This is a genomic window from Nostoc sp. UHCC 0302 (assembly GCF_038096175.1).
GTDB lineage: Bacteria > Cyanobacteriota > Cyanobacteriia > Cyanobacteriales > Nostocaceae > UHCC-0302.
The window spans coordinates 7,865,982-7,886,894 of sequence record NZ_CP151099.1 but is presented as its reverse complement, the minus strand read 5'-3'; the positions used below and the strand labels follow the sequence as shown (position 1 = coordinate 7,886,894).

Sequence of the window (20,913 nt, the reverse complement as noted above, 5' to 3'; positions counted from 1 at the left end):
TATTGGACATTATTGAAAACTTTTTTTATTTTGATAATTAAGCCGTCATCAATCTAGAGCGCATAGTTGAGGATTGGCAAACCAATACACCATACTTTCACTACTTATGAATAATCTTTCAATACCCACTCCTTATTGGGACGCTTCCCTTTATGAAGATAAGCACGCCTTTGTCTGGCAATATGGCGAGGACTTACTGCAATTGCTCAACCCCAAGCCAGGAGAATCTATTTTGGATCTCGGCTGTGGGACTGGACAACTCACAGAAAAAATTGCTCTGACAGGGGCGAAGGTTATCGGAATTGACTATGCACCTGAGATGATTGAGAAGGCAAGACAAAACTATCCAGATTTACGCTTTGATGTTGCTGATGCAAGGGAATTTCAAGTAGATCAGCTATTAGATGCTGTATTTTCTAATGCTGCATTGCATTGGGTGAAAGAAGCAGATGCAGCGATCGCTTCCATACATCAAGCCTTAAAAACAGGGGGGCGTTTTGTCGCAGAGTTTGGTGGTAAAGGCAATGTACAGGCGATCGTTCAAGCTTTGTACAGTGCTTTAGAAGCAATTAATATCAACGCACCAGCACTGAATCCTTGGTATTTTCCTAGTATTGGCGAATACGCCACTTTACTAGAACAGCAAGGCTTTGATGTCATTTATGCCAATTTGTTTACTCGTCCAACCACCCTAGCAGATGGGGAAGTAGGTATTGCCAACTGGATTGAGATGTTTGCCAGTAATTTTATAGGTGGACTGTCTGTTGAGCAACAAAAACAAATAATTCCGGCTGTTGAGGAGCAACTCAAGCCGACACTGTATGAACGAGGAAGTTGGACAGTAGACTATCGGCGAATCCGCATTGTTGCCATCAAAGTTTAGATTGTCTGGAGTGTGGTTAAACAACAATGTTAGTTATTTTTAGATAGATTATGAGTAATCGGTAAAATCTATTACTCATAACTAAGATTGAAAATTGGGTGTGGAGTTCTGAGCTTCATTCACGAGGCTCAGAGGCTCATTAATGAAGTTCCGAGCTTCATTCACGAGGTTCAGAGGCTCATTAATGGAGTTCTGAGCCTCATTCATGAGTATCAAAGACTTATTGTTGTGCTTGCCCACTCGAAATTCCCGGTACTGCGCGAAGCCCCACTAGCTTATGCTTAAACATAAATTGCTTGGCTGCCAGAAATCGCTGCCACTACTACTAACTATTAGCCTCAGCACCTTACCAGTTCTACCCTCACTAGCACAAACGACCTCAGTACCGCCGCCTTCTAATGCGCCTTTAGAACTAGAGTTATTGACGAAGCCGAGGGGCGCTGTAATTACAGCTAACACCATTAATCCACAAGGATTAACTACTCCGAGTTTATGGTGGGCGAAAGAAAACTCACAGAACAAACTGTTAGATAACTGGATAGCATATCCGGTTTCCGAGAAAGAACCCGCGCGAGTAGACCTAATAGTAAATCAGCAATATTGGGGCTTGCTAGAGTATCTGGAACGCTACGCCTTTGTGAATCTCTTGGGTAGCGTTGCCCGAAAGAACAGTTATAACGTTCGGGTGTTTAATTACCAAAAAGAACTTTTGGCAACTTACACTTGTAACTTTGATACAAGCCCAGCATTATGTAATATCCGCATGAATATCCAGAATAGGTTAAAATTACCGCGTTCTTGATAAATTGGGGACTGGGGAAGGTGGGGCCCCCTCTGGGGATAAGGGGTAATGGGGACTGGGGGAGAAGAATAACTGATGATTAATGCCCAATGCCCAATCAACCTTTAATTTTGGCGAATAAAGTCTGATACTGTTTCGCTGCCGATGCAGGTAGGGGAAGCAGAAATTCACTTTTGTCGAAAACTTCGCGATCGCTCTGTAACAGACTGCGAAACGGTTCTTCTAAATTGGAAGCAACAATATCTGTAGAAATTGGTGAATTACTTTTGGTTAACAGAGAAATTTGTTTAGCGGTGTTTGGCTGCCAACAAAAATCAATCCACTGGGATGATAAAGCATTCTGAGCAACACTTGCAGGGCGCACCCATAAGTCTGCCCAAATTGCTGTTCCTGATTGGGGGACAACTACCCTCAGTTGTGGATAACGCCCTAGTGCTGGCAATACATCGCTTGACCAACCAACTGCTAGCCAAGTATCTCCCATAATTAGAGGTTCTAGGTAGTTATTGGAACTGTAGAATTTTACCTGTTGGTTTAATGTCTGTAATTCCTTTTCCAAGTTTGGGACTTGATCAATATTCTCTGTGTTGTACGATTTGCCTAGTTTTTTTAAGGCTAAACCAATCACTTCTCTGGGCTGGTCTAGTAAAGAAATACGCGATCGCAATTCCTCTCGCCACAAATCACTCCAATCTTTAGGTGTCCAACCCAAGTCTCGAAATTTGTCACGATTATAAACAATCACTGTACTACCCCAGCGGTAGGGGGCAGCCCAAACTTTTCCTTGAGGATTCAAGTTGCCTTGTTCATCGCGTGTTACCAACGTCTTCCACTTTTCATCCAAAGTAGCCCACTGCTTTAATTGGTTTCCTTGCACCTCTTGGAGTGGTTGAATCAGTTTCTGCTCAATCGCGGCTTTTAGCCAGTAATCTCCCAATGTCACTAGGTCAGCTAAAGCTACTTTTTGTCCTTGTCTAAATGGTATAAACCGACTCCATCCTTCTTCAGCAGTTCCTGGTTTCTGCTGCCAGTTTTGCAGTTCTTTAAATAAATCCTGTATCTGTGCGACGGGCGTAAACTTCACTTCAACCCGCTGCTGCAAACTTTTTTTAAATTGATTAACTATTTGACCTGGTATAGAACCTTTTAATAACTGTACTTTTAGATTCGTCTGGTTGTTTCCACTACAGCCAAAAAGCAGTTGCGAAAGTGCCAGTGTACTTGTCCCTACCAAAAAAGACCGTCGATCCATCGATTTGGGATTTGAGATTTTAGATAATACCTAATCTATATTAAGCAGAAGTGCAGCAGAGTCTAAGTAATTGCGAAAACTATGAGTACAAATTGCTCCTGGCTCTTTACCTAATCTCCTTAAAAACCAGTAAGTTTCTCAAATACATATTTAATATTTAAGCTTTTTTAGGTAGTTAGTAATGATATTTTGTGGTTTTGGGCTGTTTTAATTCCTGAGTTAACAAATTCTCCCTAATAGTGTTACTTATTACCTCGGTCATCGACTTATAGATTACTTCTCTTGTTCATATTCTAGAACTCATTTATTAAGTAAACATTAAATTTTTAGTAGTGGGTGAGGCGCAATTTCAAGTGTAATTTCTATAGAAATTTACGAATATTTTCGCCGTAACATACCGCCATTAATCTTCTATACACTGCGTTAACGCACTTTACTAGCTCCAAATTTGTTCTTAGACAAATCTTAGTAAGAGCAATAAATTTGGGATTCGCTGAGTTTTATTTTCTAATTTAGGCTGATAAATCTCAATAAATGATGATATTTAGCGATTTTTCCTCACAATAACTGTGTTAAGTTAACTTTCCTCAATAATGCTGTGTAGCATTACTTGTAGGAATTATTTAGTTATGTCTAAATTTAAAAACTTGAGTATCAGATTACGATAAAAAATATGAATACTTAAATAAATCATAAGTATAGTTAAGATTAACAGTAAATTGAATAACATAGAGAAAATATGCGGACAAGGGTGTTAAATGGAGCCATTAGAGAAGCAAATCCTGACGTTGAGCCATAAACTGGATGCCCTCTGCCAGGTGATTGAGCAACTTGATACAAAAGTTGCTCAAGCTTTATCAGACTGTTCTTTAGCAAAAACACAGGCAAGGGATAATTATTTAGAAAATAGTGAAGCTGGGGGCTACTATTTAAAAGGATATGTCGGTTTTAAGCAAGAAGAACTAGAACACAAAGATGTATTGACAGACGGCGTTTACCTAGATATGAGCCGTCAAGCTGGAGATAAAAACTTAACACCAGAAATTCAAATACAACGACTGACAGCACAATTAACAGCAGCGTACAATCGCATTGCTGCTCTAGAAGAACAATTACTTAGGGAGAGAATTCACTAATTAATCAATAGTCAATATTCTAAAGATTTACCGGAAGCTGTTTGAGTCCGGCTATTTTATTATTGACTATTGATTTGGTATAGCCGCTGGAGTTGGTCTTCAATCGCAGCTAAAAGTTGATGTTGCTGCCAATCTTGGCTAAGATGGGCAGCTATGCAAGCAGCTCCAGCGCCCATGCCTTCTTTGACAAAACCTTGTTCATAAGCTCGTAGTTGGGGATAACGAGAATCAACAAAACTCAGCCCCGTTGCTAATAGGGCAGGAGTTTCCCCACTTTGAGTTAGGCTACTTTTACCTAAACTGAGAGCTAAATCAACTGTACCACCAGTGGAGTCTTCTGCTACCCAACGAGTTGTACCTACGACTACTTGTGTTGGTTGCCATGATAAAGCGTAAGCTTGAGCGATCGCACTCATCAAAGCATAAACCGCCAGCATTTGCGTTCCACCAGCTAGCATAACTCCACAACTGCGACTAGCTGCGATCGCCATTCCTGCCACCACTACTTGCATCGGATCGCCTACCGCCGCAACAAGTTTTAGCGGATCAACTAGGGCAGATGAGGATAATATTGCTCCTCCTCCCCCCCTCATCTTCTCCAGCCCCGCTTGCACTAACGCCCACTTTTGTGCGTGGTTACAAACAGGGTGGCTACTGTTAACTTTTCCTGCCGCTTCTACACCCAAGCCAGTTAGAATTGCTAGAGCAGTTGTAGTGCCTCCAACAACGCATTCACCTAAAATCAAATAACCCTGTTGGATATTAGCAGCTAGGCGTTCTCCCCACAGTAACCCTTGCTCTAGTAAGTAATGTACAGTGGAAAGTTCCATAGCGACACCTTCACTTAAACATCTAGCTGGAGTACCAGCTAAATTAATTACTGGCACAGCCGGCGGCTGTGGCAAACCAGCATTAAATAAATAAACTGGGATGTTTAGTGCTTCAACCACAGCGCGAGAAATCAACACAGGCGAAGCGCCAGCCGCCAGGGGTGGTAAGGGATATTGGGGCTTTCGTTCCGGGCCGTAGTACAAAAACTCAGCATCGGCACAAGCAGTATACTTCCGATCCTCTGGAGTCTTACCAGCAGCTGAAATCCCCGGAATCAAACTAGTTTCAGTAAATCCTAAAACGCAGGCAAATACTGGTATGTGACCGCGATATTGTCGCAGCCATTCTTTGCTCTGTTCTTTTTGAGTATAAATATTAATCATAAGTCAAGGGTCGAGGGTCAAGAGTCAAGAGTCAAGATAAGTTTCTCTCGACTTTTGACTCTGGACTTTTGACTTTTAACTATCCCTCATAATCCATTAGGACTTGTACCCACTGAGGCGGGCGAGAAATGGAATTTCCTAGACGATCCAAAAGCAGCCATGCCGCTACGTGTACGACAAAAAGATAGATAAAGTTATTGAGTGCAATTAAAGCGATCGCTCCCACTTGAATTAAAAAGACATTAGGAATCGCCAATAAACCCAGTTTTAGGAATAACCACTCGACAAACTCACTTACCTGGGTAATCAGATAAATCCATAGGTCTTCACTCGATAACACAGACAGCAACCACAGCCGAAAAAAGAATCCCAGAGTACCCAATAGCGTCCCCAACGTGATGGAAACAATCCAGGGAACACGGCGATTCCAACATGCTCCCAAAAGCACGCCCATAAATCCATAGGGCATAATAAATAGCAGACTGCGGATTGGCCCCATGAGTACCGCCAGCAGCAACCCAGAAGTAACTGTCGCCATCCATGCCGCTCGTTTGCCCCAACGCAGATAAACTAGAGCGATCGGTACTGGAAAAAATATCCGCAACAAAGGCCCCAGCGGAAAATAGTAATTAATAAACCAAATTAAGCTAGCAGTACTGGCTAAAAACGCTGTTTCTACCAGCCGCAAGGGCGCACCAACTTTCAGAGGAGGTCGCGTTAATTGCTCTTGTTTATCTAACCACTGATTAACAGGAGTTTGAGATTCAGGGGTTGGATCTTCCTCCGGCTCATCTGGTAGAGAATCTAATATGCTCATATTTGACAAGTTTTTAAACTGGGGATTGGGGACTAGGGACTAGGGATTGGGAAGATTTGGTTGGGGTATGAATCCCCTTCCAAATCTTAAAAGAATTTCTTCCCCAGTACCCAGTACCCAGTACCCAGTCCCAAAGCAACCATTCCTCGCCAACTTTTCTTAGCTGAAGTTGGGGAATTCTGGGCGTGACCTGTTAAACTATCATTCTTTCCAAGGCTGACAAATCGGGAATACAAATAATGTCTTGATCGCGTTTAATCAACTCTTTTTTTTCTAGCCTTGTTAACACTCGTGTCACTGTTTCCCGCGCCAGTCCACTCAAACTACTCAATTCCCGATGAGGTAAATTAGGAATTTCAGTTCCTGCCTGCGCTTTTTTTCCCTGTCCTTCTGCCAAAAACAGCAATGTGTCTGCTACTCGTGATTGGCTATCAGATTCCCGCAACCGCAATCGCCGATTTACTTGCCGCAAACGCCGCGCCATCAGTTGTGCTAATCTGACTCCTGCCAGAGGTTCTGTGTGTAGTAACTTGACAAAATCTTGAGCAGGCATACTGCCAATTACTGTAGGGGTTAAGGTAATTACATCAGTGGATCGAGGTACTTCATCTAGTGCTGCCATTTCACCAAATAATTCCCCCTTGCCAAGAATATTCAGTGTTACCTCTTTGCCTTCTAGATTGTAAGTACGAATTTTTACCCAGCCATCTCCAATAAAATACACCGAACCACCCCAGTCATTTTCCAGTAGAATCACTTGGTTGGCTGGATGAGTACGAGTGACAAGATGAGTAACAGCTAGTTCCACAACAGCTTCTGGTAACCCTTGAAAGAAGGGAGCCGAGGTGATCATCCAGGGATTAATGGGTGTCTGCAAGGTATATCGGTCTTCCATTACGACATTTTTATCAAAGCTGCTATATTCACAACAAGCAAGAGCGCTATTCTAAGCCTAAGCTATCAAAGCAAGCCCTTTTCTAAGAAAAAACTAAACTATGCTACATAAGAAAGCGACAACAGCGTTTTTCTAAAAAACCTTTTATGGGTTTAAAGGGGGTAAAAGTTTTACAAAAAGTATTTTATAGCCTGCTAAAGGATACCTGAGATGCTAGCCTCAGTACAAATTTGATTACTTAAGAACATAGGCAATCAACATCAATGATACTCAAGCTAGTAAATTTTTGCTCATGTATGTTAGAGGTTGTCATCAAAATTGGCTGTTTAGTCAAATAACAGAGCGCTATGTAAACCCCACTTGCTCGCTTTTTGGCATGGTAGCTGTGGCAGTTTTTCTGGGGTAATGGCACGCCACTTGCTACAACGGCGAGGCAGCCTATTAGGCGGGCAATGCCCGACTTGAAAGAACTGCCGTAGGAACCCGGCACAGCATTGCTTCAGCTTAGCGATCGCAAAACTGCGAAATATTGCGGAATATTATGTGTATCCTTAAGACTACAATTTACCTGTCAAGCTAATCTGCTAATGCAGACTCTCCCTTAACATTGCTACGACTCTTCGCAATCCCTAACATAATGACAGTCACAAGTCTAAGCAGTGGTTTTGCCAATCAAAACTTCGGTAATTGTCAAATAATTCCCCGACCGGTTGACGTAAAGTTCTAGTTAAGGTAATTGAAAGTGACTTCCCGCTCAGATGAAATTCAAAAACTGATCGCAGACATTGATAACTTACTTACCAGCGGTGGCAAGCGCCTCTCTAGGCTGCTGTCTGGTCAGGCGCAAGAGCCTAAAGAAGTTTTACAACGAATTCGCAACTTTTTGGTTAGCCTACAAGAAAGCGAAGTATTAGAGAGCGGCACTCAAAGCCAGTCCTCTGAACAGCTATTATCGCCTTTGTTAACGAAATTTGCCGATCAAGCAAATCAGTTTTCGACAGCACAAAATGAACCAAAGCAGGAACAAAGTACTGTTGAGGGACAATTAAAAAATGAATTTTCAGTATTGTTACAGCCCTTACAAACGGAATTAACAGGGCTTTTACAAGAGCGAGCAGCCCTTGTACAGGAAATTAGGCAGCTAGAGCAACGGCGATTGCAAAACTACTCCTTAGCACAGCAGTTGGCAAACCAAGAGCAGATGATTTCTGAGTTTTTACAAGTACTCATAAGTCGCCTTGTGCCAACTTTAACACCTTACATAGCGGGAAATCTAGCAAATTCTGCTAATTTGGCAACAGCAGGTAATAGCGTTAACTCTGAATCAGCCACCTCTACAACTCAACCCCTGTTAGAATCACCAGACCGCGTGGAGCGGTTAACACAGCTGTCCAGAGAGTTAGATCAGCGTTTATTATCACTAGATGGGACTGTGAATGTTGTCTTTGAATCACTAGAGCGCAATATTAACACCTATCACGAGTCCTTATCCCAAGCACTGGCAAGAATGCATAGCAAGGGAGTGGAAGGTGAGCAATTGATTATCAGCTTTCTCAACAATTTGACTCAGTATTTGCAGCAACAATCCTCTAGTTCTCAGTCATCTTCTTTTAGGTTAGAGCCTGAAACACCACCTATCTCTCCATTATTGCCAAATTCAGTAGTGGTACAGCCAACTAACACTAATGCTGAAGTTGCGCCCCAAGTGTTTAACTTGAGACAGTCAGAAACTCCTTCTCTAGCAATTAATCCCGAACAACAGGATACTACTAGTTCAGAGGATTTAGATGCAGTGCTGTTGCAGCTAGGTTTAGATACTCCGGAATCTTCCGTAATTCCAACGGAATTGCAACAAGATAGTTTTAACGTAATTGGTGATGAAGTAGACCAACTTTATGCCAGCTTGTTTGGTATTGCTAATGATGTTGCCCAGCCAAGTATTGAGAAGGTTCCAAAGTTTGCTACAAATGACGTAGCTGCGATCGCCACAGCCTCTCCATCAGTGTTAGATATTCCTGAAAACACACCTGCACCCCCAAGCAATCAACAGGAACAAGTGATTTCTCAGGTGGCAATGCCAGATCCTTGGTCTGAGCAGCCAGACACAGATATTTTTAATTTGAGTGATACTCATCCCCAAGCAACTCCAGAGGCTCCAGTAGAATCTACAGATTCATCATCAGCAACACCGGAAGCATTGTTTTTAGAAGAGGACATTGACTTAACCTCACCGATAGGCTTCTTTACCTTCCCGCAAGAAGAAGTTGCCACAATAGATAGTTTCTTAGAGCAACTCGCGACTCAGCCAGAAAGTACTGATACAATCGCAAATCTGACTGACTTATTTGCTGATGCAGACAGTAACCAGCAGCTACCGGAAGTATCAGCCTCTGTAAATAATGCAGCAACTACTTCAGAAGCAGAAATTGCGATCGCCGAAGAGTCACTGGCAAAGCCAATCGCAACATCGGAAGTATTACTAAATTACGCTCAGCCAGAACAGTCTCTAGATGAATACATTCCTGCTTCGCCACAAGAAAATTTGCTTGTTACAGAAGAAAATCAAGCTCTGGCTGTGCCTAATATTTCTTTGGACGAAGAACAGTTACAGCAATTAAATCAGGATTTGGCTAACTTTGATCGGCAGCTAAATTATGAGCCACAGCCAGTGGCAAACTTGAAAAGTTCTGAAGAACTGACTATTCAAAGTCAAGACACGCTATCCACAGCTATCCCGGAAGTCGAATTTCCCTTTACACAACTGTCTCAAGAAAATCTACAGCCAGCGGAAAATGTAGTTGATTTGGCAGTTACACAGGCAGCAGTTGACTTAGACTCTAGCCCAAAAACTGAAAAAAAAAAGGAAGTTACAACTCCTGCCCCAGAAACTTCTCTACCTTTAGTTTCCAAACCCATAAATAATCTAGAATCACTCAATATTCTTGATTCTGTCTGGTATCTAGGAATTGATTTAGGTACAACTGGAATTTCGGCATCACTGTTGAATAGCTCTACTTTTGTTGTTTACCCGATCTATTGGTCAGCAGAAAATCAGCCAGGAACAAACTCCTTCCAGCAATCATTTCGTTTACCAGCAGAGGTTTATCTGCCGAAGGCTTCTGTTCCTCATGGAGAAAATGAAAGCATCGAAGCACATGAGCAGACAACACCTGCGGCTGTTGCTAAAGAGAAAGTTTCTGACCACGCAGCTACTACTGCGCCTAAGTCTGCACCAGGTGCAACGAATAATCTTTACTCAGCACAGTTGAAACCCTATTTACAAATAGCCATTCCCTACAAGAGTGAACAACAAAAATGGGAACCTGTGTTGCAATTAAATGAATTTTCTGCGGGGCCTTTGATTTGGGTTGTCCGATCGCTTTCTAAGCTACTATTGACTCTCAAATGCGATCGCACTAGTACTACCCCAGGTTTAGTTGCCGCTGCTGTTGGGATAGTAGATCAGCAAAGTTTTCTCCAAATCATCAATAATATTGCTGGTGTAATCTGCACTTGCCCATCTAGCTGGTCGGAACAATATCGCTTCAACGTGCGAGAAGCTTTACTCACTAGTAAAATTATCCAACATCCCCAGCAGGTCTTTTTTCTTGAGGAAGCGATCGCTAGTCTCCTTCCGGAAATCGATGGTGCTAATGGCGAACAAGTTAGACTAAGCCATCAGCAGGGTTTGCGTTCCGCAAAAACCAGTGAACATTCTCTTGCTGGCAACACCCTGGTAATTAACATTGGCACAACTGCCACAGAAATGCTCTTGGTTGATGTGCCAGAAAATCTCCAACAACTGACACACAATGATTTCATGCTCCACAATTTTGCCTATGCTGGCAAAGGAATTGAGCAGGACATTATTTGCCAATTGTTATTGCCACCAAAATCTCGGCAATCACGCACTCAAACACAGGGCGATCGCCAAACTTCTAACAGTAGCTCTTGGCAATGGCAATCACCAATTGCTGGTCTAGACCAGATGCATTGGCAAAGTTTGGGGTTAGAAGAATTAGAATTACCCAGAGTTGGGGAACCAGATATCACCGCTCGTATTCGCCTCCAGCAGCGTTTAGAAAGTTCCCTGCTAGGACAAGCGGTATTAGATGCAGCACTTGCCCTGAAGCTGATTTTACAACACCAAGATTCTTTTACTCTGGAATTAGCCGATCAGCAGTGGATTTTGCAGCGACGAGACTTAGAAAGCCAGGTATTTATCCCATTTGTGCGACGCCTAAACCGAGAACTTAACAAGTTATTGGTAGCTTGTGGCATCCCTACAGAAGCGATTAATCAAGCTATCCTAACTGGTGGAGTAACATCTGTGGGAACGGTGAACCGTTGGCTAAGACAAAAACTTCCCAACGCTAAGATTATTCAAGATTTATATCTCGGCGAAAACGGCGCTCCTAATTGTAGTCGGGTTGCTTACGGTTTAGCGTTGTTACCTCTCCATCCCCAAGTTTTAGAGATACCCAGGCAACAATACACTGATTATTTCTTGTTCAGCGAATTATTGCGGCTTTTACCAGAGCGATCGCTATCCTTTAATGAAGTTATCCAATTGTTTGAAAGTCGTGGCATCAATACCCGCACTTGCCAGCAACGCCTACTGGCTTTCTTGGAAGGTGAGCTACCCCCAGGTCTGATACCTTCGGTTATAAACTCAGCTTGGCTCACGCAAAGTTCACAGGAAAATGCTGACTATCAAGCGATCGCCACTGCACCACTTTTTGAAAAACAAGGAAGTCTTACCTATCGCCCCAATTCCCAACAACTCCTGGCTTTACGTAAATATCTAGATGCTATCAAAGCTAGTAATCAGCAATCATTAGATGAGCCGCATACTGTGAATTTCGTCTTAGAAGTTCATTAGTAGCAATAATGCCTCAAGATAGCTTGAACTTAAAGAAATACCCAAGCCGCGACGCGCAGTCTTCTCAGTAAAACTACTGTTTCCTGAGTAAGCTGCGCGTCATTTTAGCATTTGTTGTTTTTATTTTAAGAAATGATACTGGAATTTTACAATATCTACTTTACTTGAAAGATTCTGTAAACTTTGGACTTTCCGTTTTGCGCTAGGGAAAAATTTGTCTATATTAACACTCAGTAGAAACTCAGTAGAAACGACAAAATAAGTAAAAATCAAATAATAAAGTATGTCCATGTCTACTTTTACTACTGACCCAAAAAGTCCTGTTGTGGATAATTTAACCCTTGTGAATCAAATTCATCCAGTTAATTTCTTACAACAGCCTTTACACCCCTCAACAGTAAGCACTACAAAACGATTAATTGATATTCTTGGAGCCATTGTTGGGCTGACTATTACGTCTCTTGTAGCAATTCCTGTAGCAATAGTTACCATTATTAATGACCCAGGCCCAATATTTTATTCCCAAATTCGTTGCGGTCTAAATGGAAGACAGTTCCGGATGTGGAAATTCCGTTCCATGATTGTTGGTGCTGATAAGTTAAAGCATCTGGTCAAAAACCAAGCCCAAGGTCATATCTTTAAATCTGTTGATGATCCTCGCATTACTCCTGTAGGTAAATTCTTACGGCGCACAAGCTTGGACGAATTACCTCAATTTTGGAACGTACTGGTGGGAGACATGAGTTTAGTTGGTACCCGTCCACCTACTCGTGATGAAGTCATGCATTATGAACCACATCACTGGGATAGGTTGCGAGTCAAACCAGGGATGACTGGAGAATGGCAGGCTCATGGACGTTCAAGCATTAAAGACTTTGAAACCATCGTCAGCATGGATATAGATTATCAGCGCAAGTGGTCTATAGGTTATGACTTGAATTTGATTATTAAAACTATTTGGGTAGTTTTAAAAAAGAGCGGTGCTTATTAATTCTAAGTACTAAATTTCGGCTCTCACGCTCATTCAAAATTCCCGATTTTCTTGAACTCTGAATTAAATTGTTTAACCCTTAACTCCGCTACCAGTTTCTGTAGGTACAATGTAACGTTGTAAAAATAAAAAGATTGCAAGAACTGGGGCAATCGAAATTATTGAGCCAGCAGCTACTAATCGCCAGTCAAGAGAAAACGTGCCTGCTAGCTTTGCTACTCCCAAAGGGAGAGTATATAAATTTTCGTCTTGGATCACAATTAAAGGCCACAAAAAGTCACTCCAAGCACCAATGAAGACGAAAATAGCTAAAGTCACTAGTGCTGGACGAATTGCTGGCAACATAATGTACCACCACAAGCCTAACTCGGAGCTGCCATCCATACGGGCAGCTTCTTCTATTTCTTTAGGAACGCTCATGAAAGCTTGCCGCAACAGAAAAATGCCAAAGGCAGAAGCTAAACTAGGAAAAATCATTCCTAAATAAGTATTTCTCAAACCTAACTGGACTGTCAAAATGTAGAGGGGAATCATCACGATTTGAAAAGGAATCATAATCGTGGAGACAATCGCAATAAAAATCCAGTCTCGTCCTACAAACGATAGTCTTGCTAATGGGTATGCGGCTAAAGCGCAAAACAGCAAATTCAAGCCAACAGTTAGCACCGCCACCAAAGTACTGTTATATAAATACTGTCCAAAAGGTAGAGACTGCCAGACACTAAAAAAGTTATCCAGTGTAGGTTGACTTGGCAATAACTGCGGCGGTGACTGCAAAATATTCTCTGTTGGCGATTTTAAAGCTGTACTAATTAGCCACAATAAAGGAAAGAGCGTTACTAGCGCGATCGCTCCTAAAATTAAATACATTCCTATAGTATTAAGTTGTTGATTCCGCTTTAAAAAATTCATAATTAACCTAAAGTTACTATTTTAAAATCTAATTATAGTTATTCTTATTTTTCTGGTTTTTTATTTAATTAAGTATCTTTTTAAGATATGCTAATCTATTAGTAAAAATTCATAAATTCACAATATCATTAACCAGAATTAGCATTTAAAAATAGGTAACCTTGTATAATAAATTGATTATTCATTTTAATTTTAGATGAAATCTATAAACTTTATATCTATGAATCTATAATATTAAAGCTATTTAAACTTAGTTTCTGTACACACAAGTTTCAAAGGTTTATCCCAATGTTCGAGAGGTATTTGGGGTAAATAGGCAAAATCAAACACAATTCCTATAGTTGGTTTTGCTAACCAGTTAGGTGAACTGAGTAAGCGATCATAATATCCACCGCCATAGCCTAAGCGATATCCTTGATAGTCGCAAGCAACGCTGGGGACGAGAATTAAATCCACGTCATTCGGCTCTATAGTTGGTGCATCAGAATGGGGTTCGGTAATGCCGTAAGCACCAATTTGGACAGAATCGTTAGGTTTCCAAAGATGCCAATACAAAGACTTACCAACGCAACGAGGAAAACCCCAGCGATATCTTGTGTCTGCAAATAATGGACTCAGATCAGGTTCTTGACGAAAGCTGAAATAACCGAGTATTGTTTTTGCTTGGGTGAATAAAACAGAAGTTTGCAGATGATCACAGATGCGATCGCTCCTTTCCCTCCACTCTGAAACAGGGATTGATTGACGGGTTTTGAGCAGAGTACGGCGTAGTAACGCTTTATCTACTTGACTATCAACTTTACTCACCTTGAAAAACTAACTTGTTAAACGGCATTATGCGTTTTAATTGTAATTTAGCTTGCTTGGCTAAAGTATATTTACGTCATATCATGCACAATAAGTTTCATGAAATGAGCTTTAGCTCACGAATCTGATATTTTTCTAAAATTGGATTTTTGGTGGAAAGGGCAAAAAGCACCCACTAATCTTTGCCCAAAAAAATAGGGTGAGCATTGCCCACCCTACGTATTGAACTATACAGCGTGTTGACGATACCACTCAATCGTATTTTTTAGTCCTTCCTGGAAACTCACCTGAGCAGTAAAATTAAAGGCTTGCTTCGCCCGTTCTGTATCTAAACAGCGGCGGGGTTGACCATTAGGCTGATCTGTTTGCCAAACGATTTCACCCTTAAACTCCATCAGTTCGCTGATCAAAGTTACTAAATCACGAATGGAGATTTCATAACCCGTTCCCAAGTTAACTGGTTCCGAGTCGTTGTAGAGTTGAGTACCCATAACAATTCCCCGCGCCGCATCTTCTGAATACAGAAACTCGCGAGTCGGACTGCCATCACCCCAAACTGGGAGTTGTTTTTCTCCGTTGATTTGAGCTTCGTGAACTTTACGAATTAACGCTGGAATAACGTGAGAACTTCCTGGGTCGAAGTTATCTTCCGGGCCGTATAAATTCACTGGCAGTAGGTAAATGCCATTAAAGTTGTATTGCTGGCGGTAAGATTGCAATTGGACTAATAGAGCTTTCTTGGCAATTCCATAGGGGGCGTTAGTTTCTTCTGGGTAGCCATCCCACAGGTCATCTTCTTTAAAAGGCACTGGGGTAAATTTGGGATAAGCGCAAATAGTACCCACACAAACAAATTTTTCTACTCCGGCTTGATAAGCAGCGTGAATTAGGTGGGTTCCCATGATCAAGTTGTCGTAGAACAACTCTGCGGGTTTCTCGCGGTTAAGACCAATACCGCCAACGTGAGCAGCTAGGTGGATAATAATAATTGCCTCTAACAAACGTAGTGTTCCCATTCCTACGGCATCCACCGTATATTCTGGTGAATCAAAGCTTACTCTGACATGGGATTGAGCGCCGAGGTTGTAAATCTCTGTTGGCTGCACTTCTTCTAAAATACGGCGCAGTGTGGTACCATCTGTCAAGTCCCCGTAGTGAAGAAACAGCCGCACTCCCTCTTTGTGAGGGTCTTCGTAAATGTGATCTATGCGGTCTGTATTGAAGGTAGAAGTCCGACGAATAATACCATGAACTTCATAGCCTTGCTCTAGTAAAAACTCACTCAGATATGAACCATCTTGACCAGTGATACCAGTAATCAACGCTCGCTTCTGTTGGGTCATGCTCAATTATCCCTTGTGTCTTTGATATAAAAGTTACAGGCAATCTGATACAACTTAGCAGTTAATTGCTAAATTGACTAATGGGAAAGCTACGAGTGCTAGTTGATATCAGGATTTTACCGTCAATAAATATACCTAATAAAAAGTAATTTAAACAAGTAAGTCTTACCTAAGTTAAATCTAGATTGCTGAAGTATTGTATATAGTCTTGATAAAGTTAGCTAAAACTTTATCTGATTTTGGTTTTTGTAAAGTTTAAATAAATTGAGTATTTTAGATTGACCAGAGAGTACTTTGTTACCAGAAGAAAATTGAATTGAGTTATGTGGATTGAAATATCCAGATACCTAATAGTAAGCGCTCTGATGTAGCGGCTTAGTCTTTAATAAAGAGAATAATTGGCTGATGGGGGCATTAACTGCCCCACAAAATTAAGCCTAAGCGTTTCTCAATATGCTCCGTTATTTTTGGGTATAACGACCACATCAATAGTTTTCAATATGATCCATAAATCAAGCCAAAAGTTCCTGAATTTGACATAATGCAGGTCTATTTGGACTCGCCGTGGGTAGGGAATGTCATTACGTCCAGATACTTGCCACAATCCGGTGATTCCCGGACGGATTGTTAAAATCTCATCTATGTGACAACCATATTTTGGTAATTCTTCCGAGACTAAGGGTCGTGGGCCAACTACACTCATGTCCCCTTTCAAAACGTTCCAAAACTGGGGAAACTCATCTAAGCTAGTAATCCGCAAAAATCGACCAATTTTTGTAATTCGAGGATCTTGCTTGAGCTTAAAACTGGTTTCAAATTCTAGCCGCAGTTGAGGGGAGGTTTCCATCATTTGCATGAGAACTTCATCGGCATTGCTCACCATTGTGCGGAATTTTATACAATTAAACCGTTTATAGTTCTTCCCGACCCGTTCTTGGACATAAAAAATCGGGCCTTCTGAGCTGAATGCAATTAGCAAGGCCAAGATTAAATAAATGGGAAAGAACAAAATCAACACCAACAGCGAAAACACTATATCAAACAGTCGCTTGGCGAACTCTCCGTTTAAACCTTGATAAGACAAGCCTTTGGGTTTAACCTTAGGCGTCTTGGTTTTTTGACCACGTTTTAAGAAAGTACGCGATCGCTTGCCGGAGAGGAGTGAGCTCTGGGCAGTCATCATACTCCTTAACAATCCACACCACACATAGTCCCAATCTTAAAGCCAAAAGGAGGTGCTTCTGGGGGAAATTGCCAAAAGCTTATAAAATAGATCAATAAATCAAGAGCTTCACTCCCAAGAAGGTCTTTTTCCGTGACATTTATCTAAAAAATTTAGATAGCGGTCTGCAAAGATTTGTGGCGAAAACTGGGCGACGTGCGATCGGATAAACTCGGCACTGAACGAATTTTGATACATTTCAAACTTTTCTACTGCTTCCACTAAAGCCGCCTCTGTTTGTGTCTTGAAAAATACACCTGTTCCTGTACCTACATCAGATCGAATATCTCGTACTGTCTCTAAAGCACCTCCTGCACCGTAGGCTATCACTGGAGTACCGCAGGCTTGCGCCTCTACTAAGGCAATACCAAAATCTTCACAAGCAGCATACACAAATGCCTTAGCCCTAGCCATATATTTTTTTACCACATCATCTGGTTGCCATCCCAGTATTTGTATATTCGGGTTGGCTATCTCACGAATTTTGTTCATTTCTGTTCCTGTACCAATTACTACCAACGGTCGTTTGAGCTGATTAAAAGCTTTAACAATCAAGGAGATTTGCTTGTAACTCACTAGTCGGGAAACTGTCAGGTAAAAATCCTCTTTCTGAAGAAAAAAAGGAAATTCTTCGATGTTCACTGGTGGGTAAATGACTGTTGCCTCTCGTCGATAACAACGCCAAATTCGACGAGCTGTATGCTGTGAGTTGGCAATAAAGTAATCAACACGATTCGCACTCAAAACATCCCATTGGCGCAAACGATGTAATAAATATCGTGTTGCCCACCCAGCTAAACCACTACCCAACTTGCTGTAGTGCAGATAATCAAAAGTCAAATCCCAGGCATAACGCATAGGGCTATGGCAGTAGCAAATATGCAACTGTTCGGGAGTAGTAAGGACTCCTTTAGCAACAGCGTGGGATGAAGACAAAATTACATCATACTGCCGCAAATCTAGTTGTTCAATCGCCAACGGCAACAAAGGTAGGTATTTTTGTACACCATTGCGAGCATAGGGAAAATCTTGGAGAAATGTCTTGCCAATCTGACGCTTGTATAAATAACTTTCAGGGTTACTAGATTCAAAGTCGATAAGGGCATACAAATCAGCATCAATATGATTCAAAATTTCCCGTACAACGAGTTCTGAACCGCCGGTAGCTTTGGGTGTCAGCCACTCATGAACCAGAGCATATTTCAAAGGCACAGCTAACTTGAATAGATGGAAAACACTTGAGCAAATTACGAGGTGAACTAAAAAATTTCGCTTTGTATTTAGTGAATGGGAAACGCCCCAGATCAACTTGAAGACGCAATCTTTCCTTGAGAGGTTCCAGAGAGATGCTGCAACCTGATAACCTCAAATTGGGGCATTGGGGAGCCACTGCGTTGGACGGGTTTCCCGGCTTGAAGCAAGTGGCGTGATTGGGCATTGGGGATTGGGAATTAGGTGTTAATTATTCTTTGTTTCCCACTCCCTACCCCCTATTCCCTACTCCCTTAAGGAAAACGGATGTGGAATTGGGAACTTATGCGAATTCTAATTATAGGTGGGACTCGGTTCATTGGTGTCTACCTGACTCAACTACTGGTGGAACAGGGACATGAGGTGGTACTGTTCAATCGTGGTAATCGTCCAGCGCCTTCCTTGCCAGGAGTCGGACAAATTACAGGCGATCGCACTAATGCCACCCAATTAAAGGAAAAGTTATCACAAGAAAAGTTTGATGTCATTTTTGACAATAATGGCAGAGAACTTACTGATACCCAACCACTGGCAGAAATTTTTCAAGATCGCGTGCAACATTTTGTGTATATGAGTTCTGCCGGAGTATATCTCAAATCCGACCAGTTACCCCATGTGGAAGGTGATGCTATCGATCCGAAAAGTCGCCACCGGGGTAAGCATGAAACAGAAACTTACTTGACACAACTGGGATTACCTTTTACCTCCATTCGTCCCACCTACATTTACGGCCCCCGTAATTATAATGACTTAGAAAGCTGGTTTTTTGACAGAATTGTGCGCGATCGCCCAATTCCTATCCCAGGTAACGGATTACATATTACTCAGCTAGGTCATGTAAAAGACTTAGCAAGGGCAATGACGCAGGTTTTGGGCAATAAACAGGCAGTTGGACAGATTTACAATGTCTCCGGCGATCGCTTTATCACTTTTGATGGTTTGGCGCGTGCTAGTGCTGTAGCGGCTGGCAAGTCACCCGATGCTGTAAAAATTATTCACTACGACCCCAAAAAGTTTGATTTTGGCAAGCGCAAAGCTTTTCCATTCCGGGTGCAGCATTTCTTTGCTTCAGTAAATAAAGCTCAAACAGAATTAAGTTGGCAGCCTGAGTATGATTTGATTTCTGGATTACAAGATTCTTTGGAGAACGATTATCTGGCTTCTGGTCGAGATCAAGCTGAGGTCGATTTTTCTGTAGATGAGGAAATTTTGCAAGCTTTGTAAAGCTCGCGTAAAGGCGCAAAATTGAACAAAGGCGTCTTTGCAAACAATCCTTATAACTCACTAGGGCTAATGCCCAACTCTCGTAATCTTGCTGCTAATTTGTTAGCACGTTGACTTTTTTGTTGTAGTTTCTCTAGCGGCGTGGGAATCCAATTCCCAGTCGCGTCGTACCAGCGCAGCCACAATCGCTCACTTCTTTGGTAAGACAGTTGTAAACCAAGCATCCATAACCGTAAACCGCTGTAGCGGTCTGCAACTAGTTGGAAAGCTTGCAGTTTGTCTGTAAGTTAACTGATTCGAGGCAAGGTTTGGCAAAAATCAAAAGTCAACTGAAATTATTAATTGATGTATTGGCTAATCAAATGACTGAAGTTTTAAAATATCCAGTCGAAAATGTTTTAAAGGCGCGTGCGCGTTTAGGCGAAGGGCCTATTTGGAACTCAAATCAAAAGCTACTTTACTGGGTCGATATTTATAACCATCGGGTGCATCAGTTCAATCCTGCCACAGGAGATAACTCCTTTTTTGATGTGGGAGATGTGGTAGGAGCGATCGCCTTTGCCGGAGAAAATAGATTACTTGTAGCGCAGCGCCATCATTTAGCATTTCTCAATACTCAGACAGGTTTACTTACCCCCATTCTAGAGACTGAAGCAGAATTACCAGATAACCGTTTCAATGATGGCAAATGCGATGCTCAAGGCCGCTTTTGGTTCGGCTCAATGTCTCCTGAAAAACCGCAAGCTAGTCTTTATCGCTATGATCCAGATGGTTCATTGCATCTCATGGAAACAGGACTGACTATCTCCAATGGTTTGGGATGGAGTCCTGATCAAAACACATTTTATCTGACGGATTCTCCTCAACAAAAAATATATGCCTATGACTTTAATTCAGTAACTGGCAGTATTAGTAATCGCCGCATTTTTGTTGATTTAACTAGTGAGTCTTTCTATCCTGATGGATTGACGATAGATAGTGAAGGATATATCTGGTCTGCTATGTGGGATGGGTGGTGTGTAATTCGTTTTAATCCCGAAGGTGAGGAGATATTGCGGATAAATTTACCTGTACAATTACCAACCAGCTGCACCTTTGGTGGGCAAGATTTGCAAACACTTTATATTACCACCGCCTCAGTCGGACTCAGCCAAGCACAAATTGAAAACAGTTTCTACTCTGGTGATTTATTTGCCCTCCAGACTGATATTACTGGATTGCCTATCTATAATTTCCAGGGTTGATTATCGCTTTTTTAAAATCAATTCTTTGTTGAGGTTGA

17 protein-coding genes are annotated in these 20,913 nt (G+C 41.7%); 7 read left to right on the top strand and 10 right to left on the bottom strand.

Annotation, left to right across the window (positions count from 1 at the left end; genetic code table 11):
- The first annotated feature begins 106 nt into the window (after positions 1 to 106).
- Positions 107 to 883 carry a class I SAM-dependent methyltransferase gene (locus tag WKK05_RS34145; RefSeq protein ID WP_341527394.1) on the top strand — a complete coding sequence of 259 codons (777 nt, stop codon included), beginning with the start codon at positions 107 to 109 and terminating at the stop codon, positions 881 to 883.
- A gap of 277 nt (positions 884 to 1,160) precedes the next feature.
- A complete protein-coding gene (locus WKK05_RS34140) occupies positions 1,161 to 1,685 on the top strand; it encodes a hypothetical protein (protein ID WP_341527393.1) in 525 nt (174 codons plus the stop codon).
- 97 nt (positions 1,686 to 1,782) lie between these two features.
- On the opposite strand, the gene WKK05_RS34135 is transcribed toward WKK05_RS34140, so the two are convergent.
- The gene (locus tag WKK05_RS34135; protein WP_341527392.1) at positions 1,783 to 2,937 is read right to left on the bottom strand and encodes an extracellular solute-binding protein; all 1,155 of its coding nucleotides are present in this window, start codon (positions 2,935 to 2,937) and stop codon (positions 1,783 to 1,785) included.
- A gap of 758 nt (positions 2,938 to 3,695) precedes the next feature.
- Between WKK05_RS34135 and WKK05_RS34130 the strand changes: the two genes are divergently transcribed.
- Positions 3,696 to 4,073, top strand: a complete 378-nt coding sequence (locus WKK05_RS34130) for a hypothetical protein (protein ID WP_341527391.1) — start codon at positions 3,696 to 3,698, stop codon at positions 4,071 to 4,073.
- Between the two features lie 59 nt (positions 4,074 to 4,132).
- Here WKK05_RS34130 and cobT read toward each other — a convergent pair whose 3' ends face one another.
- The 3 genes from cobT to WKK05_RS34115 form a co-directional block, all read right to left on the bottom strand.
- Positions 4,133 to 5,287 carry a nicotinate mononucleotide-dependent phosphoribosyltransferase CobT gene (gene cobT / locus WKK05_RS34125; RefSeq protein WP_341527390.1) on the bottom strand — a complete coding sequence of 385 codons (1,155 nt, stop codon included), beginning with the start codon at positions 5,285 to 5,287 and terminating at the stop codon, positions 4,133 to 4,135.
- Between the two features lie 79 nt (positions 5,288 to 5,366).
- Complete coding sequence (locus WKK05_RS34120; protein WP_341527389.1) at positions 5,367 to 6,104, bottom strand: DUF2232 domain-containing protein; 738 nt, start codon at positions 6,102 to 6,104, stop codon at positions 5,367 to 5,369.
- A 193-nt stretch (positions 6,105 to 6,297) separates the two neighbouring features.
- Positions 6,298 to 6,999, bottom strand: coding sequence for a Crp/Fnr family transcriptional regulator (locus WKK05_RS34115; protein WP_341527388.1), 702 nt, complete (start codon positions 6,997 to 6,999; stop codon positions 6,298 to 6,300).
- Between the two features lie 742 nt (positions 7,000 to 7,741).
- Here WKK05_RS34115 and WKK05_RS34110 point away from each other — a divergent pair.
- Positions 7,742 to 11,881: a hypothetical protein gene (locus WKK05_RS34110; protein WP_341527387.1), complete on the top strand. Its 4,140-nt coding sequence runs from the start codon at positions 7,742 to 7,744 to the stop codon at positions 11,879 to 11,881.
- Positions 11,882 to 12,164: 283 nt separating this feature from the next.
- Complete coding sequence (locus WKK05_RS34105) at positions 12,165 to 12,872, top strand: sugar transferase (RefSeq protein ID WP_341527386.1); 708 nt, start codon at positions 12,165 to 12,167, stop codon at positions 12,870 to 12,872.
- A 72-nt stretch (positions 12,873 to 12,944) separates the two neighbouring features.
- Here the strand turns inward: WKK05_RS34105 and WKK05_RS34100 are convergent, their stop codons facing one another.
- The 5 genes from WKK05_RS34100 to WKK05_RS34080 form a co-directional block, all read right to left on the bottom strand.
- Positions 12,945 to 13,784: a carbohydrate ABC transporter permease gene (locus WKK05_RS34100; RefSeq protein ID WP_341527385.1), complete on the bottom strand. Its 840-nt coding sequence runs from the start codon at positions 13,782 to 13,784 to the stop codon at positions 12,945 to 12,947.
- A 240-nt stretch (positions 13,785 to 14,024) separates the two neighbouring features.
- Positions 14,025 to 14,591, bottom strand: coding sequence for a 5-formyltetrahydrofolate cyclo-ligase (locus WKK05_RS34095; RefSeq protein ID WP_341527384.1), 567 nt, complete (start codon positions 14,589 to 14,591; stop codon positions 14,025 to 14,027).
- Positions 14,592 to 14,818: 227 nt separating this feature from the next.
- A complete protein-coding gene (locus WKK05_RS34090; protein ID WP_341527383.1) occupies positions 14,819 to 15,934 on the bottom strand; it encodes an NAD-dependent epimerase/dehydratase family protein in 1,116 nt (371 codons plus the stop codon).
- A gap of 448 nt (positions 15,935 to 16,382) precedes the next feature.
- Complete coding sequence (locus tag WKK05_RS34085) at positions 16,383 to 17,114, bottom strand: sugar transferase (RefSeq protein WP_341531266.1); 732 nt, start codon at positions 17,112 to 17,114, stop codon at positions 16,383 to 16,385.
- Positions 17,115 to 17,225: 111 nt separating this feature from the next.
- Positions 17,226 to 18,368: a glycosyltransferase gene (locus WKK05_RS34080; protein ID WP_341527382.1), complete on the bottom strand. Its 1,143-nt coding sequence runs from the start codon at positions 18,366 to 18,368 to the stop codon at positions 17,226 to 17,228.
- A gap of 324 nt (positions 18,369 to 18,692) precedes the next feature.
- On the opposite strand from WKK05_RS34080, the gene WKK05_RS34075 reads away from it, so the two are divergent.
- Positions 18,693 to 19,631 carry an NAD-dependent epimerase/dehydratase family protein gene (locus tag WKK05_RS34075; RefSeq protein WP_341527381.1) on the top strand — a complete coding sequence of 313 codons (939 nt, stop codon included), beginning with the start codon at positions 18,693 to 18,695 and terminating at the stop codon, positions 19,629 to 19,631.
- Between the two features lie 50 nt (positions 19,632 to 19,681).
- Here the strand turns inward: WKK05_RS34075 and WKK05_RS34070 are convergent, their stop codons facing one another.
- A complete protein-coding gene (locus tag WKK05_RS34070) occupies positions 19,682 to 19,855 on the bottom strand; it encodes a hypothetical protein (protein WP_341527380.1) in 174 nt (57 codons plus the stop codon).
- Positions 19,856 to 19,993: 138 nt separating this feature from the next.
- On the opposite strand from WKK05_RS34070, the gene WKK05_RS34065 reads away from it, so the two are divergent.
- On the top strand, positions 19,994 to 20,875 hold the full coding sequence (locus WKK05_RS34065; RefSeq protein ID WP_341531265.1) for an SMP-30/gluconolactonase/LRE family protein: 882 nt from the start codon (positions 19,994 to 19,996) through the stop codon (positions 20,873 to 20,875).
- The last annotated feature ends 38 nt before the right edge of the window (positions 20,876 to 20,913 follow it).